Source organism: Acinetobacter sp. YH01018 (assembly GCF_013420295.1).
Classification (GTDB): Bacteria; Pseudomonadota; Gammaproteobacteria; order Pseudomonadales; family Moraxellaceae; genus Acinetobacter.
On the sequence record NZ_VOYL01000004.1, the window covers coordinates 1 to 18,171 of the forward strand.

An 18,171-nucleotide genomic window follows, 5' to 3' on the forward strand; every position below is an offset into this window, starting at 1 on the left:
TGCAATATTGGCAGGACTTTCGATTTTACTGAACACTCTTCAACTGCTCTCGGAATATTCAATAGATGAACTGAATGAAATCGCAACAATTGCATTAGGTACCTAAAGATGTGTAGATACCTATGCCTTCTAGGAGAGGGCTAGGGAGAGGTTAATTATTTATGATTAATCACCCTCATCCTCTTGCGGAATATATTCCTCATCCCAGAGGGAGAAGAAATAAAAAGGCACTAAAAACCGAGGTCAATACCTCGGTTTTTTATTACCTTTAATTTATAGCTGAGTCACCAAATAAGACATCATGGCTGCTAAAAATAGCATCGGCATATAACGATAAACTTTCACCACACCCTGTTCTAAAGTTGAAGACTGTTGTTGTTTTAAGTTGAGTACAGTGGCTTTTAATGCAGACCAAAAACACAATACAAATAATGTGCTAAATACACTGATGGCAAAAAAGCCAACCATGATCTGGCTACTGCCTTCGGTTGCATTCCATAAACTTAGAATGCCCTGGCTAATGGGAAGCAAGCTCAAAATCAAAAGAACAGACTTGAGCATTGCCCAGTGAAATTGGTTAATTTCATCCGATACTATTAATGCTTTCATTCCATTCTCCTTGGCTAAAAAATACCATTAAGGATATTATGCTCAGTTTTAATTAAATAAAAAGACTATATTTATTCATATTTTACAATTCTTGTAATCAATAAATATGGGAATAATTCTTATTATAACTCTCAAATAATGATTATTATATATTCTGTTTAAATTCAATATTTTAATATATATTTTATAATTAAGATTTATTATCACTTCAGCTTCTATTGAATATTCAGATGAAGTGAAGTGATATATTCGATAAATTAAAATAAATAGTGATTTCTAATTAAGGCTGATAATAAATATCGGCATCCGTATCTTCACCACCCTCTTTGCCATCAGCACCAAAAGAATATAAATCAAATGGGCGGCCTTCAGCGCCTGGAATCACATATTGAATATCATTGTCCCAGCTGTCTTTCGGATAACCACCTTTAACATATCCGCCCGGCATCCAGTTTTTAGCCGAAGCAGGCTGATTCACCAGTGCATCTAAACCACCATCTTGCATAGACGGATATTTACCATTATCCAGTTTATATTGATCTAAAGCACCAGCAACGCCTTTTAAGGTAATGGAAGTGGTATCAACCTTGGCCTTTTCACCACGCCCCATCACATTAGGAACAATCAGTGCAGCCAATACACCTAAAATTACAATCACCACCATCACTTCAATGAGGGTAAAGCCAGACTGCTTCACTTGATATCGTTTCCCTTGCATCTCACTCTCTCGCACAATCATTATCTTTATAAAATGTAAAATCAGTTAAATCATATTGTTCATATTCACAATTGGCATCATCACAGCAATCACGATTACCAGCACGATACTTGCCATCAAGACCAGCATTAAAGGCTCAAGTAATGCCAGTAAAGTGGAAATCAGTGTAGTCACTTCCCGATCCTGCATGGTCGAGGCGCGCTGCAGCATACGATCAAGCTCGCCGGATGCTTCACCACTTTTGATCATTTGTACCATCATCGCTGGAAAATAACCACTGCGTTCCAATTGTGTCGCCAGGTTACCACCTTCAGTGACACGCTCGGCTGCCTGGTTAACAGAGTCACGGATCACCCAGTTATTACTTACCGCGGCGCCAATTTTAAGTGCATCAACCAAAGGTACACCAGACTGGGTCAAAATCGATAAGGTGCTGGCAAAACGTGCTGCATTTATACCACGCGATAATTTACCAAATAATGGCAATTTGAGCGTTAAACGATCAAAGGCATAATGCCCGGCAGACGTTCTTAAAAAACGTGCCAAAGTGATGAAACCCAGTACACTGGCGATCAGTAAAAACGGCCAGGCCACACGGATGAAATCACTGGCTTTCATCAGCACAACCGTAATCCACGGCAAGGCATCTTTACTTTGATCAAAAGTCTTGACGATGTCGGGAACCACATAGGTCATCAGCCCCATCACAATGGCAAAAGACATCAGCATGAGAATAATCGGATAAATCATCGCGCCCTGCACTTTCTTTTGCATGGCAAAGCGGTTTTCGGTGTAATCGGCCAATTGATCCAGAATTAAATCCAGATGTCCCGAGCGTTCACCCGCTGCAATGGTGGCAATATATAAATCCGGTAAGCGTCCGGCCTGCTGCAAGGCATTGGCCAGTGAATAACCTTCCATTACTTTGGAATGCACTGACATCAACAGGTTTTGCACATGAGCCTTTTCATTTTGCTTGCCTACCGCCCGCAGCGCTTCTTCCAAAGGAATTCCAGCTGCCACCAGAACTGAAAGTTGACGGGTAAACAGGGCTAAATCATAAGCCGTGATTTTTTTCTGAAACCAGCGTTTTGAGTTATGCTTGTCTTTTTGCTCAACAGGATCAACCGTCACAGGAATAAGCGCTTTGTCTCTGAGCTGTTGACGGATTTGACGTGCCGAATCACCCTCTAACACGCCTTTTTGCTGCTTCCCTGAAGCATCAATGGCAGTAAATTGATATGCAGGCATTGTGATGCTCTAATTTTCTAAAATTTGCTTCAGCGCGGTTGCGTCTGACCACCAAAATCATTCATATTCTTAGCTATAAATGATTTGCTCACTCTAACATAACTCTATCCTTAGCACGACGAAATTTGATCAGGACCATTTGACCTTTATTTATGCCAAATACACCACCGACTCCAGCCGACATTTATCGCATTCGTGTTGCCGTACCTGTACATCTCTATGACTGTTTTGACTACACTTTAACGGCTGAACAATATCAGCAAGCTGAAGTTGGGGCACGTGTGGCCGTGTCGTTTGGACGGCAAAATCTGGTGGGCATTATTGTTGAAAAATTAACGGCCGATACCCCGATTGATCCACATTTTAAGCTCAAAGCCATCACTGAACTGCTGGATGAACAAGCGCTTTTAGATCAAAAAATTTTAAGCTTGCTCACCTGGTCCGCGCAATATTATCAATTTCCGATTGGTGAAGTATTTCAGAGTGCCCTGCCGACATTTTTACGTCAGGGCAAACCCTATAATTTATTGGCCCGCATGTGGAAAGTTCTGGATTTGCATGCTGAAGACAAGCTGATGCGCTCTGAAAAACAGCAACAAGCCTATAAAGTGCTGAAATTACATCCTCAAGGCACCACAGAAAATATTTTAAATTTAGCCGGAATTGAAACGGCGACACTCAAGGCACTGGAAAAAAAGGCGATTGTGCAATGCATTCTGGAACATCAGGACTTTAGTCCTCAACCGGTCACCCTGGCACAAATGCCCTTAACCGCAAATGAAGATCAGAAAAAAGCCATTCAACAGGTGTTGAAAGCCCAGAAAAAATATCAGGCTTTTTTACTGGATGGCTTGACCGGGAGCGGTAAAACCGAAGTGTATTTGCAAATCATGCAAGAGGTGCTGAAACAGGGTAAACAGGTCTTGGTTTTAGTGCCTGAAATTGGCCTGACCCCGCAGACCATCAGCCGGTTCCAGTCACGTTTTCATGGCAACATTGTACTACTGCATTCAGGACTGAACGATTCAAAGCGCCTGCAAGCCTGGCAGGCTGCACAAACTGGCAAAGCTTCGATTATTTTAGGGACCCGTTCAACCATTTATACGCCGCTGCCCAATCTGGGCCTGATCATTCTGGATGAGGAACACGACCTGTCTTTCAAACAGCAGGAAGGCTTTCGCTACCATGCCCGTGATGTCGCAATGTACCGTGCCCATCTGGAAAATTGTCCGATTATTTTAGGCTCAGCCAGCCCAAGTATTGACAGCTATGCACTGGTTGAAATGGGGAAAATGACCCGTTTAGAACTGAATCAGCGTGCCGGTGCAGCCGTGATGCCAAAAATTCATCTGATTGACCTGAAAATTGCACAAAAACAGAATGGCATGAGCCAAAGCCTGATTGATGAAATTCAAAAACGTCTGGATAAAAAAGAACAGGTATTGGTGTTTTTAAACCGTCGCGGTTATGCCCCGGTACTGATTTGTGAAAGCTGTGCCTGGCAAGCCAAATGTCCGCATTGTGATGCCAACTTTACCGTGCATCGCCAGCCTTATCAGCATTTGCATTGTCACCACTGTGGCAGCATTCACCGTCTACCGGAACAATGCCCGCAGTGCAAGCATAGTGAATTAAAACCGATTGGCCTGGGCACCGCCAAAGTGGAAGAAAACCTGCAACAACTGTTCCCCCATTTCGATGTGATCCGGGTCGACCGCGATTCCACCAGCCGGGTCGGCAGCTGGCAAAAAATTTATGACAAAATCCAGAAAAGTGAACCGGTGATTTTGCTCGGCACCCAGATGCTGGCCAAAGGACATCATTTTCCCTATGTCACTTTAGTGGCTATTTTAGATATTGATTCCGGCCTGCTCAGTGTCGATTTCCGTGCCACCGAACGCACGGCACAACTGATTGTACAGGTCGCTGGTCGTGCCGGACGCGGTGAACGCAAAGGTGAAGTCTATTTACAAACCCTGAGACCGGATCATCCACTATTAAATACCTTAATTGACAAAGATTACCGGCATTTCGCCAGACAGACCTTAAAAGAACGTCAGGCCGCTGCTTTACCGCCTTTTCGTTATGCAGCCTTAATACGCTGTGAATCGAAAAGTCAGGAACAGAACCAGGAATTTTTACAGCAGCATGCTCAGGCGTTAAGACAGGTTTCGGAAAACCTGATTGATATCTGGGGACCGATTCCTGCCCCGATGGAACGTAAGGCCGGGCGTTATCAGGCGCATATGGTGCTGCTGTCACAAGATCGTGCCCGATTACATTTTTATATCCGTACCTGGTGGCAAAATATGTTGCATGAAAAGCCCTCAAACATGAAACTGACACTCGATATAGATCCTCAGGAATTAAGCTAAATCAAAGGTCAGACGTTGCTTAATTCTTTTGACATTAAAATAAATTCCAGGACAAACTGATGTCGCTACTGTTACAAATTACGATTTTTCTGGGTGCTTCGCTGCTCTTGGTGCCGCTCGCCAAGCGTTTTGGCATTGCCACAGTACTCGGCTATTTGTTTACAGGTATTTTGCTCGGTCCCAGCGTATTGAATATGGCCAGTGACCCGGAGGCGATTCAGGAACTGGCAGAATTTGGTGTCATCTTGCTGATGTTCATTATTGGTCTGGAGCTGCGTCCGCAACGGCTGTGGGAAATGCGTAAATCCATTTTTCTGATGGGCAGCTTACAAGTCGGCATTACCGGAGTTATTCTGGCAGTCGTGACTTTTTTTGCCTTACAGCAGAACCTGGCCGCCAGTTTTGTGATTGGTATGGCGCTGGCGCTATCCTCCACTGCCTTTGTGTTACAGCTGCTCTCAGAAAAGCAGCAACTCAACACCACCTTCGGGCAACAATCTTTTTCCATTTTACTGTTTCAGGATATTGCGGCCATTCCGCTGCTGGCGATTATTCCCTTACTGGCAGGTACTGAATCGACCCACCATGGAGTGGCCTACTTTGCCGCCATTATTGCCACCTTTAGCGGTTTGTTCCTGTTTAGCCGCTATATGATGCGGCCATTCTTCCGCTTTGTGGCCAAAAGCGGGGCGCATGAACTGATTACCGCAGTCGGCTTGTTTATTGTACTGGGTGTCGTGGTGCTGATGGATGTACTCGGCATCAGTACCACCCTGGGCGCTTTCCTAACCGGGGTGTTGCTGGCCGACTCTGAATTCCGTCACGAACTGGAAGCTAGTATTGCACCGTTTAAAGGACTGCTGCTGGGCTTATTCTTCATGACGGTGGGTATGACCACACAATTATCCCTTCTGGTAGATATGCCCTGGTTGATTATTGGCGGTGCCCTCATTTTAATGCTGGTCAAAAGTATCACCCTGGCGGCGATTGCCCGTTATTTAAAATACTCATGGCGTAACAGCTTACTACTTGCGACCTGCCTGGCCCAAGGCGGTGAATTTGCCTTTGTGGTGCTGAAAGTCGCGACGAGTGAAAAAGTTCTTACTCAAGCCATGCTTGAGCCTTTGACCCTGATTGTGACCCTTTCCATGGTGCTCACCCCGATGTTTTACTGGTTGATCAGTCGCTGGATTATTCCTTTAATAGATAAAGAAAAAACGCCAGTTTATGATGAAATTCCAGACATCCATAACCCGATGATCATTGCCGGTTTTGGCCGTTTCGGACAGATTATTGCTCGTATTGCCCATTTACAACACCAGTCTTTTACCGCGATTGACAGTAACCTGGAAAAAGTCGATTTCGTACGCAACTATGGCGGCACGGTATACTATGGGGACGCGACACAACCCGATATTTTACGTTCCGCAGGCATTGAACACGCCAAAGTTTTTGTTCTGGCGATTGATGATATTGAAGACTCCATGAATGTGGCACGTCATATTCGTTTAAACTATCCCAATCTGAAACTTTTGGTGCGTGCCCGAGACCGTCATCATGTGCATTTACTGCGCGATTTAGGTGTCGAACAGATCTGGCGTGAAACTTATTTATCATCGCTAGGTATGGCTTATCGCGCTTTACGCGAATTAGAGATTAGCGAAGAAGATGCGTATAAGAGTATTGAACTGTTTCGTGATTACGATGAGAAATTATTGCTTCAACAGCAACGGGTTTATACTGATGAACAGAAAATTTATGAGACCCATCGTAATGCACTGGCAGAACTTGAGCATTTATTTGAAAGTGATGCTCAAATTCGTCAAGAACCCACTGGCGTCAATTTACAACGCGGCTTAGCACATCAGCGTATTGATGTCACAAGAGATGATAGTAACTAGCTTGTGTTTTACAATATAGACACCATTAACACGGGCTATTGGAGAAATTTATGTCTGAATTACGTCAACGCTTTTATATTGAAAATTGCCCGATTCGTGGTGAAGTGGTTCATCTGGAAAGCGTTCTGCAAACGATTCTCGCGCAACGTGACTATCCGCAAGCCATTCAAATCCTTTTGGGGGAAATGCTCAGCGCTACCGCATTGTTAGCCAGTACCCTGAAAATTAAAGGCCGGATCAGCCTACAAATTCAGGCAGCTGGCACTTTTAAATGGGCTATGGCTGAATGTAACCATCTAGGCCAGCTACGTGCATCAGCCGATTATGAAGAAGATCCACGCTTTTTTCAGGCAGAAAACAGCAGCACGGTATTTAATGCCCTGGTCAATCCGATACTGTTTATTAATATTGAGCCTGAATTCGGTGAACGCTATCAGGGTATTATTGCGCTTGAGCATGATACTTTGGCTGGCTGTTTGATGCAGTACTATGATTTATCTGCACAAATTCCAACAAAAATCGTTTTATCCAGCACAGCTGAACGTTCTGGCGGTCTGCTGATTCAGCTCTTGCCACGCAATAGTGAAGAAGAGCAGCAACGTGTGGATGAAGACCTCTGGCCACGCCTGACCATACTGACCGAGACATTGAAAGCGGAGGAACTCACAGATCTGGAACCGACTGAAATTCTTTACCGTCTGTACAATGAAGAAGATGTGCGTTTACCTGAAGCTGAACAATTAAGCTTTGGTTGTACCTGTTCTAAAGAGCGTTGCGCCAATGCCTTGATTCAAATTGGTGTGGAAGCAGTACGTGAAACTTTAGAGTTCCAGAATCCCATTACCATGGATTGCCAGTTCTGTAGTACCCGCTACACATTTACTGCGGAAGAAGCCTTTGGTTTATTTGGCAAACACTTAAGTTAATTTGATCAAGTAAACAAAATCAGAGCAGCAATAATAATTACTGCTCTTTTTTTATCTTTCCAAAATAAAATACATCATTTTTTACTTTATTTTATAGCGTTTTTTTACACTTGTATTTTAAATATTTTAGCGTAAAATCCGCTTTTAAAATAAAGCAAAACTATCTCAAATAATGCTTTATTTCTAATGCATAAAAATAAATTAATAATTGGAAATATTGACCACATGAACACAAAAATAATGCTTAGTCTATTATTACTGCTGACCTGTCCTTTTATTCATGCAAAAGCTCCTGACTTGGTGGGAACATGGAAAACGATTGATGATAAAACAGGATATGCCCGTGCTGAAGTTCTCATCACTAAGCAAGAAAATGGAGCTTATCGGGGAACAATTATCCAAGTCCATGCCATTCCAAACCGTAGTGCTATTGATCATTGTGAAAAATGCAAAGGAGCACTCAAAAATGCGCCTCTGATTGGCTTACCGATCTTGTCAGGCTTTAAGCAAAACCCTAAAAAGACAGATGAATTTATTGATGGTCAAGTACTTGATCCCCTTTCAGGTCATGTCTATCAAGGTAAGGGACGTCTCAATACACGAGGCAATGTCCTAACCTTACGTGGCTTTATTGGTACTAGCCTGCTGGGCCGCACCGTGTCCTGGATTAGAGTGAATTAACATGCTTTTCATTCAGCACAAGTTTTTATCTCCATCCTGTTAAAAACTTGTGCATCCTCCAGATTTATAATCTTAAGAGTCAGTTCAAGTCTCATTTATGAACTATGAAATAAATTATTTTTTATTAATAACTTGGATATACTAAAAGATAAACTCCCTTACTAAAAATTATAAGAATAATAATTTCTTCATAAAAAACTGTATTTTGGCATTCAGCTAAAATATTAATTAAATAAAAATTTAAATTTTTAATATCTAAATCGAATACTTTTTAATCAAAAAGAAATTAAAAAATAACTCCCTTAGCACTATTAATTATTTATGTGACTTACTCATCAATTTAATCATTTGATTTTATAGATACTTATCGCTATAAATTAGGCGTTTTACTCTAAAATTAAAAAATAGTTCATTCAACAGGGGAAATTAGTGAAGAATTTATATAAAGGGATTTTGACCGGGGTAATTTTAGCTGCTGTTTCATCTTTCAGTTTTGCTGAAAATGATCCATTGGTGGGCAAATGGAAAACCATTGATGACCGGACCGGCTATTCTCGTGCGGATGTAGAAATCAGTAAAAAGCCAGATGGCACTTATGAAGGAATCATCGTCGCAACCCGCAATGTACCCGGTACAGAAAAAATGGTCATCTGTTCCAGTTGCCCGGGCAACTTAAAAAATAAGCCTTTTATTGGCTTACCTTTTATTTGGGGCTTTACCCAAAATTCGGACAATCCTCGTGAATTTAACAATGGCCGTGTACTTGATCCGGTTGGCGGCAAAATCTATAAAGGCAAGGCACGTCTTAGTGCCAGTGGCAAGCATTTGAATCTGCGCGGTTATGTCGGAATTTCCGTGATTGGGCGTAGTGTGACCTGGATTAAATATTAATCGCATTCAGCATTTTTCAAGGTTCCGGTTACGGAGCCTTTTTTTGTCATAATTTGAAACAATAAGGCACAGATCAATACTGTTTCAGAACTATGAAAAGCATAATAATGATTAAAACATGATCAAACCCAGATTCCCATTATATGCCTCAAAATCATTATGAAGTTCTTGGCATTAACCGAAATGCCACCCAAGATCAAATCAAGAAAGCCTACCGGAAATTGGCTCGAAAATATCATCCCGATGTCAGCAAAGAAACCGATGCTGAAACAAAAATGCAAAGTATTAATGTCGCTTATGACACGCTAAGCAATGAAGAGAAAAAAGCTGAATACGATTTCCAGCTGGATCATCCTGAAGCTTTTTATCAATCTGGAGCACAGACTGGCACAGGAGGTTTTGACCATAACCAATTTTACCGTCAGGGTTTTAACCAGCAGCAGTCCGATTTTAGTGGTTTTGAAGACCTTTTTGGACGTTTTGGTTCTGGTTTTGGCGGAGCAAACTACCAATATCAAAAGCAACAGCGCCAACAACAACGCAGTTATCAGGGTGAAGATCAACATGCCAGCATAGAGGTTGATCCGGCAATTGCTTATCAGGGAGCCACTCAGCAGATTACCTTGCAGATTCCGACCTTAAATGCCTATGGCGAGCCGGAGGTTCAACGCAAAACTTTGCAGGTCAAAATTCCTAAAGGCATGAAAGAAGGACAAAATATCCGTCTCTCTGGACAAGGACAAAGTGGCATCAATGGCGGTAAAAATGGTGATTTGTACATTGAAATTCACTATAAGGATACTGCACGGATACGGGTTGAAGGTGCCGATATTTATTACAATGTGAATATTGCCCCTTGGGAAGCCGCCTTAGGTCAAAGCATTGAAATATCTACGCCTGAAGGTAAAAAAATTCAGGTAAACGTGCCTAAAAATGCCAAAACCGGTCAACAGCTACGACTCAAGGACCAAGGGGTTCCAAGCAAAGTACCCGGTCATCTCTATCTGGTTTTAAATATTGTTTACCCAACTGCGCAAACTGAACATGAACAGCAGGCTTACCAGGCTTTTTCCGAAGCCTTTACCAAATTTAAGCCTCGCAATGATTAAGGAGAACATCATGACGACCATTCATTATCGTGAAATTATATCTGATGAATTTAATCCTGCAGATATCATTGATGAACATTACAGTTTTGATTTAAAGCACTTCGCGGATGCATGCGGACAAAGTCCGGAGTGGGTTTTACAGCTACTTGAATACGATATTTTAGACACGCGCCCAGAAGAAAGAATTCATCAATTTTTTGGTCACGATGTTTCGCGTGCACGTCGGGCCTACCGTTTGCAGCGCGACTTTGATGCCAGTTTTTCTGCGGTGGCAATGATGCTGGATTTAATTGATGAGGTACAGCAATTACGTAAACAGGTCAGACACTTGAATGTCAAAAATGCTTAAAGGTACTTTTCAGTCTCCCTGCTATCTTTTATAGATAGGTAGGTGATGACTGACTATTTTGTTCTGAAATTCAATGCTGGAGAATAATCTAGGCTTATGAAAACCAAAGAATGTAATAAAAAAGTGAAGCGCATGTTTCCTGAGCATCAGGAACTCATCCACAAATTGCGTCATGATGATCCTCATTTCGCAAAAATATTTGAGAGTCATCAGGAACTGGATAAAGAAATCGCTCAACTTGAGCTTAATCCGGTTAATTTAGTTAATGAGGATATTGATTTATTGAAGCGCAAGAAGCTGAAAATGAAAGATGAAATTTATAGAATATTGACTCAAAATGCTCAGGTCAGTTGATCTGGCAGCATACAGAAAATGGCCGAGAGCATTTTTTGAATTTAATTGAACTGTGCTGATTGTGCATCGAACACAGTGAATATGGATAAAAATTTGCTGAAAACTGACCTTTATTTAAACTTGGTCAGTTTTTCAACTTCTTTCATGGTTTCTTTGACCGAGTGCTTAATCGGCTCATAGTTTAAAAACCAGAACAGGTTCACGCGTTGATCCTGATGCTGTTGGGCCAGTAAATCAATGACGCTCTTTTCCCCACGACCCACCAGATGGCGACGATAAAAATAATAAACCAGCAGTATCGTCGTGATCAGCATCACGATCAGCATGCTCCAGAACCCGGTCGGAGATTTTAAGCCTGGAATAAACTCAAAATTCATTCCGTAAACCCCGGTCAATAAGGTTAAAGGGGCAAATATCGCGGTAATAATGGCCAGAATCCGCATGTTTTCATTGGTCTGGTTGGCGATTGCAGAAAAATGTAAATCGATGGCTGCCTGAATGGAAGCACGAAGACGAACCGTATGTTTTTGAATTCGACCCACATGGCTAACCAGATCGTCCATCCGTACCAGCATAATATCCTGCCGTTCAGACTTCTTCTTGCCTTTTAAATGAGGGTAATTATCGACAATTTCGTCCCGCAGTTCTTGTAAGACATCTATTTGTTCTTCGCAAAGATTCTCCACTTGTTGAAAAGACATACTTTCCTGTAATAACTGATTCCATTTGGCAAATCTGCGATGGCCTTGCAGTAATTCTTGCTGCCAGAACTCGACACGTCGGGTCAGAGGTACACGCAAATCTAAATAACCATCGATCATGCTATTTAGCAAGCGTAAAGCTAAATCTAAAGGTGTGGTAGAAGCCTTACGCGATTTGTTCTGATCTTGCACAGAACGGGTGAAATTCATTTCAATCCGGGAAATATAATTTTCAACTGCTCTATTGCCTTGTTCACGCACCGTAATCAGCGCCTGAGGTGTAATGATAAAACTCACCGGTGTGGTGGCTAAACCAAACATCTTTTCATGCTGTTCCAGCGCTTGTGCTCCGGTTTTTATATCATCATCCGGGCTAATCAGTTTACGGAAAATCAGCAGGTCATAATCTTCCAGGGTATCGAAACTACAAGGATGCTCCAGATTTAAAATATCTTTCACATGAAATTCATTTAATATCAGCTGAGTATATTGATAGATTTCTTTTTGCCACTCATCCGCACGATTCACGACATCTTCCCGAGTACAATCAATCCACAAAAAGACCGGTTCAGCTGTAACATTTTGGGTTTTCTGTACAAAAATATGCTGTTCAGTGGGATGTTGGTAGAAATAATAAACCTGCATATCAACAATTCTCTAGGGTACTTTTTTATTGTTTAATTAATGGAAATTTCAATAATTTAATCATACTATCTGCGATGAAATTATCAGCTGTGCGAAAGTGTTAAGCAATAACATACAACTGGATTTACATATTTTAAACCGAATTTTTTCGCTGCCCACAAAAAAGCCCCGAGCCAGCCAAAGTGATTGCTTTGACGAAGCTCAAGGCTTTTTTAATCATTTTCATTCACATGAGCTTAGTCATGTGAAATTCAAACCATTAAGCTTGTTCGATGTCTTTCATGGTCAGTTTGATACGACCACGGTTGTCAACATCGGCCACTTGAACCTTGATTTCCTGACCTTCAGACAATACGTCTGAAACGTTGGCAATACGTTCGTTCGAAATTTGAGAGATGTGAAGCAAACCGTCAGTACCCGGAAGAATGTTCACGAATGCACCGAATTCAACGATACGAATCACTTTACCTGTGTAGATTGTACCTGGTTCGATTTCAGCAGTAAGCGCCTGGATTTTCGCAACTGCAGCCATCGCAGCAGCTTTAGTTTCACCAAATACGCGAACTGTACCGTTGTCTTCAATGTCGATTGCTGCTTTGGTTTCTTCAGTAATTGCGCGGATGGTCGCACCACCTTTACCAATCACGTCACGGATCTTGTCAGGGTTGATGCTGATCACCTGGAATGTCGGCGCGTGCATAGAAATTTCAGGACGGGCACGTGAAATCACCTGGTTCATCGCATTCAGGATGTGCATACGACCTGCATATGCTTGATTTAACGCAACTTCCATGATCTCTTCAGTGATACCTTCAATCTTGATATCCATTTGAAGTGCAGTAATACCGTTTGCAGAACCTGCAACTTTAAAGTCCATGTCGCCAAGGTGGTCTTCGTCACCCAAGATGTCAGAAAGTACTGCGAAACGCTCGCCTTCTTTCACTAGACCCATTGCAATACCGGCAACTGGTGCTTTAAGTGGAACACCTGCATCCATAAGTGATAATGAAGCACCACATACAGAAGCCATTGAAGATGAACCGTTTGATTCTGTGATGTCAGATACAATACGGATCACGTACGGGAAGCGGTCAGCTGCAGGAAGTACGGCTTGAACACCACGACGCGCCAGACGACCGTGACCAATTTCACGACGTTTAGGACCAGATTCACGACCAGTTTCACCTACCGAGTATGCAGGGAAGTTGTAGTGAAGCATGAAGTTATCAGTTTTAGTACCCGCTAATGTATCTACCATTAACGCATCACGTGTATTACCCAAAGTCGTTGTTACCAAGGCCTGAGTTTCACCACGTGTGAATAATGCAGAACCGTGAGCACGGTCTAGAACGCCAACTTGTACATCAAGTGCACGAACTGTTTTGGTGTCGCGACCATCAATACGTGGTTTACCTGACAAAATGTTGTCACGTACGGTACGGTATTTAAGGTCTTCAAACAATTCATTCAAGTCATCTGCAATACCAGTTTCGTCATTTTCTGGAACGAACTGAGCAACTGCTTCAGCTTGAAGTGCATCCAATGCCGCATAACGGTCTTGTTTCACTGCAATGGTATAGGCTTCAGAAATTTTCGCTTCAAATGCTTCTTTTAATTTTACACGAAGGTCTTCATTTTTCTCAGGAGCCGTCCAAGTAGACTCTGTTGCACCCGCAGCTGCAGCGAATTCTTTAATGGCCTGGATTGCAATTTGCATTTCGTCATGACCGAAAAGCACAGCGCCTAACATTTGGTCTTCAGAAAGTTCTTTCGCTTCAGATTCAACCATCAATACTGCAGATTCCGTACCTGCAACCACAAGGTCAAGGTCAGATTCTTTTAACTGTTCATTGTTCGGGTTAAGAACGTATTCACCGTTGATTAAACCAACACGCGCACCACCGATTGGACCACGGAAAGGCGTACCTGCAATGGCAAGTGCTGCTGAAGTACCGAGCATTGCTGCAATATCAGCTTCCATGGTTTTATCAGAAGATACCACAGTCGCAGTGACCTGAATTTCGTTGTAATAACCTTCTGGGAACAATGGGCGGATTGGACGGTCGATCAGACGTGAAATTAAAGTTTCAGCTTCAGACGCACGGCCTTCACGTTTACCGTAACCACCCGGGATACGACCAGCAGCATATTGTTTTTCTTGATAGTTAACAGTCAGTGGGAAGAAGTCCTGACCTGCTTTAGCAGTCGGTTGAGCAACCACGGCAACCAGTACGGTTACACCGCCCATAGTGATTAGAACGGTGTTGGCTTGACGCGCAACACGACCTGTTTCTAGTACAACTTGATGTTGACCAAATTGAAATTCTTTACGAACAATATTAAACATTGACATGTATTTTTCTTTCCTAGTTCTTTTGAACAGTTATTCTAGTGGAGACCCCTAAGGTTTGGCATTCACATCAACTGCATAAATGACAAAGCTTAGAAGCCGACCTCACTAGACTATAAAATGTATGAATACACTATTTTTAAACACAAAGAAGGAGCGAAACAATCGCCCCTTCCCCATTACCTAACCAAAGCCAGGTATATTCTTAATTTTCAGCAATACAGCATTTAACATGCAATAGTCCGAAAAAATAAGTTTAATCGAATTAACGACGTAAACCTAAAGCAGCGATCAAAGCGCTGTAACGAGTAGCGTCTTTACCTTTAAGGTAGTCAAGAAGCTTACGACGTTGGTTAACCATACGGATAAGACCGCGACGGCTATGGTGGTCGTGTTTGTGTTCTTTAAAGTGACCTTGCAAATCATTGATTTGGGCAGTTAAAAGAGCTACTTGAACTTCAGGTGAACCAGTGTCGTTTTCAGCGCGAGCAAATTTAGCAACGATCTCTGCGCGATCTGCGTTTGTTAAAGCCATTCGATTTCTCCGAGATGCTTAAAAATTACATTTGATAGAAATCAATTGATTTCTCAATTGACTGCCGTGCATCACTACAGCAAGTGCGTTATTTTAAGGGAAAATCCGGGGGATTGCAAAAAGAGAAACCGCTTTTCATTTTTTTATATCAATTCATTGAAAATTATTCATTTTTTATTTTATCCCTTCCACTTTGAATTGATACCTTAACGCTTAACGTTCATTCTAAAAACTGGGAAAATTGTGTTACCCATGAAAAGCGCCTCTTTTTATTTTCCCGTTACGGATTGAAGATAAAAAAAAGCCCAAGCTGGGCTTGGGCTTTTTTTGCGCTGTAGTTTCTTATGTTTTAATTATTATTCTTTTATTTATAGTCATAATTTACGCTTTTCGCGTTTATCGTTATAAACATTCCTTGTGTGAAGCTTTACTTCCTTATGTGGTAGATTCTGCCACAAAACATTGTGTAAAAAAGTCGACTTTCTCGTATCTCCTTGTAAGTCTTTTCGTACATTAATTATTATTTCTTATATTTCATGTAACCAAAAAAATTAAATATATCCAATAAAATCAAATATGTTAATACAAACCAAAGATGTAATTCATACAAAAACACCTCTATCTACCGTATTTGATTTTTAGCGCTACAACCAGAGTTCAATAGTGGTCATTTCAGCCAATCATTTTTGTAATAAATCGCCTAATTGTGCATATAAAAAAGCCCTGTAGTCTCTCCCAAAACTACAAGGCTTAGCGGCTGTAAGTTTCCTCTTTATACTTACTTCATTGTAAGTTCGCTGCCTTTCGGCATTATTATTATGTTATGGCGATTTTACCCAACTTTCCGTGTTGAGCTTTTTATGTGCAGCCATCATCTCAAAAACATTCCTAAAGCTCTATGCGCCAATTTCTCGAATTGATGTAAGCAATTTCGTACAAATCTTTAAATTATTTATTTACGATTAACAATTTAGCAAATTATTAATTTTATCTAATACTCCGCTTTTTCTTATGGTTTTAATGGTTAAGGCTTGTACAAAAGCCTCTTGATCAGCCAGCACACTCACTACTTTTTTGGCGCGGGTAATTGCGGTATACAGCAATTCTTTACTGAGTAAATTTTTCGCAGCCTCATCCAATACCACTGCGGTATGGGTAAATTCCGAACCTTGTGATTTATGAATGGTCAGTACAAATGCCGTTTCAATACTTTTCGGTAAGCGAGTAGCAGGTACCCATTTTTCCAAACTCGGGAAATAGACTTCAAACTGTGACTGTCCATCGCGGTTACGCTTAAAGCAGATTCCGATATCCCCGTTCGACAAGCCCAGTTGATAATCGTTATAGGTCATCATCACTGGTCGACCAACATACCAATCACCTTGCCTGCTCATCTGTAGCGATAAAGCCTCCAGTAAGCGCTTTTCAATCTGCTGATTCAGCTGGTCTAAACCGAAGGCACCATGACGAATTGCCGCCAAAATCCGGTAATCATCAAAAGTCTTGATCACCGGTGCTACCCAAAGCTCAGGTTCATCGGCGGTTAAATAGCTTTTCAGCACTTCAATATAGGGGTGATAGCCCAACATCAGCTTGTCGTAATAAGTTGTCCGGTCAAATTGCCCGGTCAAATGAGCAGGAAAATACTCAAGTTGGATCTGATCCGCCATTTTTGCCTGCAATGACACTGCCTGGATTTCACCCGGATTAACCACTTGCTGTGCAAACTGGTCGAGTAAGGCTGCACTGGTTTGCACAGCTTGCTGGGTCTGAATGAATTGTGCCATTTGCCCAATCAATGCTCCTGCTTTAAAACGGCGACTGTTGACCAAATTGACCCGATTTTCAGCCAGAGCCGGGACTTGCTGTAAGTCGGCCAGTACGGCGCCCACGTCCACCGCAGCCAGCTGGTCAGCATCGCCCAATAAAATTAACCGTGCCTGATCAGGCACCGCAGACAACAACATATTGGCCAAACTGAGATCCAACATCGAGGCTTCATCAACCACAATCACGTCATAGGGCAAAGGCTGCTGGACATGAAAGCGTGGCTGATAACTACTTCCTAGCCCCAATAAACGGTGAATGGTGATGGGGTTGAGCTGCTTTAACTCATCCGTTACTAAGTCTTGCAGTTTTTCATCATTCAGCGAGTTTTGCAGCGCTTCTTTCATGCGCTGTGCAGCCTTACCGGTCGGCGCAGCCATGGCAATGCGGATATTCGGCATCGCCTGATTCAGCACGGCAATAATTCGCGCCAAGGTATAGGTTTTTCCGGTTCCCGGTCCGCCAGTAATGATATTCAGTGCCTGCTTCGCCACCATCTGCAAAGCCTGAATTTGATAGGGGTCAGTGAGTAAATCGGGATAAGCTGCAAGATCAACAGGGGGAATAGTTTGTTGTTTAAGACGTACCACTTGCTGGGCCAGAGACTGCTCCATCGCCCAGTAACGGTACAGATACAGATGCTGCTGATCAAAAACAAAAGGCGCGATATTTTGCTCGACATTTTCAGCCAAAACCACTAAATCATGCAGCATATCCGCTTGCTGCCGAGTTGCAGAAATACAACTGTCACCGTGTTGAACCGCTTGCAGAACCTGTTCAATAATATCACTGCTATCTTCGTCCTGCGGTACATAGCTAAACGGCTGCTGGCGAATAAACTGACTCCAAGTGCTGATCCATGCAGCGCTTTGATCATCTTTATATTGTTTATTTTCCACACAGTTATCCTCAAAGTTATCCACAGATTAATCTATTGTTTAAAAGCCAT

General features: G+C 42.2%; 15 protein-coding genes. 8 read left to right on the forward strand and 7 right to left on the reverse strand.

Going from position 1 to position 18,171, the window contains the following annotated elements; genetic code table 11:
• Positions 1-273: 273 nt before the first annotated feature.
• From FTT83_RS02380 to gspF, 3 genes are all read right to left on the reverse strand, one after another.
• On the reverse strand, positions 274-609 hold the full coding sequence (locus tag FTT83_RS02380; protein ID WP_086195246.1) for a hypothetical protein: 336 nt from the start codon (positions 607-609) through the stop codon (positions 274-276).
• A gap of 280 nt (positions 610-889) precedes the next feature.
• Complete coding sequence (gene gspG / locus FTT83_RS02385; protein ID WP_086195245.1) at positions 890-1,327, reverse strand: type II secretion system major pseudopilin GspG; 438 nt, start codon at positions 1,325-1,327, stop codon at positions 890-892.
• Positions 1,328-1,372: 45 nt separating this feature from the next.
• Positions 1,373-2,578, reverse strand: a complete 1,206-nt coding sequence (gene gspF, locus FTT83_RS02390) for a type II secretion system inner membrane protein GspF (RefSeq protein ID WP_086195244.1) — start codon at positions 2,576-2,578, stop codon at positions 1,373-1,375.
• 152 nt (positions 2,579-2,730) lie between these two features.
• Between gspF and FTT83_RS02395 the strand changes: the two genes are divergently transcribed.
• The 8 genes from FTT83_RS02395 to FTT83_RS02430 all read left to right on the forward strand — a co-directional run bounded on the left by FTT83_RS02395 (position 2,731) and on the right by FTT83_RS02430 (position 11,164).
• The gene (locus tag FTT83_RS02395; RefSeq protein WP_086195243.1) at positions 2,731-4,953 is read left to right on the forward strand and encodes a primosomal protein N'; all 2,223 of its coding nucleotides are present in this window, start codon (positions 2,731-2,733) and stop codon (positions 4,951-4,953) included.
• Positions 4,954-5,012: 59 nt separating this feature from the next.
• Entirely contained in the window at positions 5,013-6,854 is a 1,842-nt protein-coding gene (locus FTT83_RS02400; protein WP_086195242.1) for a monovalent cation:proton antiporter-2 (CPA2) family protein, read from the forward strand.
• 50 nt (positions 6,855-6,904) lie between these two features.
• Positions 6,905-7,780, forward strand: coding sequence for an Hsp33 family molecular chaperone HslO (locus tag FTT83_RS02405; protein ID WP_086195241.1), 876 nt, complete (start codon positions 6,905-6,907; stop codon positions 7,778-7,780).
• A gap of 225 nt (positions 7,781-8,005) precedes the next feature.
• Positions 8,006-8,461, forward strand: coding sequence for a DUF2147 domain-containing protein (locus tag FTT83_RS02410; RefSeq protein ID WP_086195240.1), 456 nt, complete (start codon positions 8,006-8,008; stop codon positions 8,459-8,461).
• Between the two features lie 429 nt (positions 8,462-8,890).
• Positions 8,891-9,352 carry a DUF2147 domain-containing protein gene (locus FTT83_RS02415; RefSeq protein WP_086195239.1) on the forward strand — a complete coding sequence of 154 codons (462 nt, stop codon included), beginning with the start codon at positions 8,891-8,893 and terminating at the stop codon, positions 9,350-9,352.
• A gap of 143 nt (positions 9,353-9,495) precedes the next feature.
• Entirely contained in the window at positions 9,496-10,461 is a 966-nt protein-coding gene (locus FTT83_RS02420; protein WP_086195238.1) for a DnaJ C-terminal domain-containing protein, read from the forward strand.
• Between the two features lie 10 nt (positions 10,462-10,471).
• Positions 10,472-10,810, forward strand: a complete 339-nt coding sequence (locus FTT83_RS02425; protein WP_086195237.1) for a chaperone modulator CbpM — start codon at positions 10,472-10,474, stop codon at positions 10,808-10,810.
• Between the two features lie 96 nt (positions 10,811-10,906).
• Entirely contained in the window at positions 10,907-11,164 is a 258-nt protein-coding gene (locus tag FTT83_RS02430) for a YdcH family protein (RefSeq protein WP_086195236.1), read from the forward strand.
• A 110-nt stretch (positions 11,165-11,274) separates the two neighbouring features.
• Here FTT83_RS02430 and FTT83_RS02435 read toward each other — a convergent pair whose 3' ends face one another.
• The 4 genes from FTT83_RS02435 to recD form a co-directional block, all read right to left on the reverse strand.
• A complete protein-coding gene (locus FTT83_RS02435) occupies positions 11,275-12,510 on the reverse strand; it encodes a magnesium transporter CorA family protein (RefSeq protein ID WP_086195235.1) in 1,236 nt (411 codons plus the stop codon).
• Positions 12,511-12,769: 259 nt separating this feature from the next.
• Positions 12,770-14,857, reverse strand: coding sequence for a polyribonucleotide nucleotidyltransferase (gene pnp / locus FTT83_RS02440; RefSeq protein ID WP_171263155.1), 2,088 nt, complete (start codon positions 14,855-14,857; stop codon positions 12,770-12,772).
• Positions 14,858-15,125: 268 nt separating this feature from the next.
• The gene (gene rpsO, locus FTT83_RS02445; RefSeq protein ID WP_005007057.1) at positions 15,126-15,395 is read right to left on the reverse strand and encodes a 30S ribosomal protein S15; all 270 of its coding nucleotides are present in this window, start codon (positions 15,393-15,395) and stop codon (positions 15,126-15,128) included.
• Positions 15,396-16,357: 962 nt separating this feature from the next.
• Positions 16,358-18,121 carry an exodeoxyribonuclease V subunit alpha gene (gene recD / locus FTT83_RS02450; protein ID WP_180176185.1) on the reverse strand — a complete coding sequence of 588 codons (1,764 nt, stop codon included), beginning with the start codon at positions 18,119-18,121 and terminating at the stop codon, positions 16,358-16,360.
• Between the last annotated feature and the right edge of the window lie 50 nt (positions 18,122-18,171).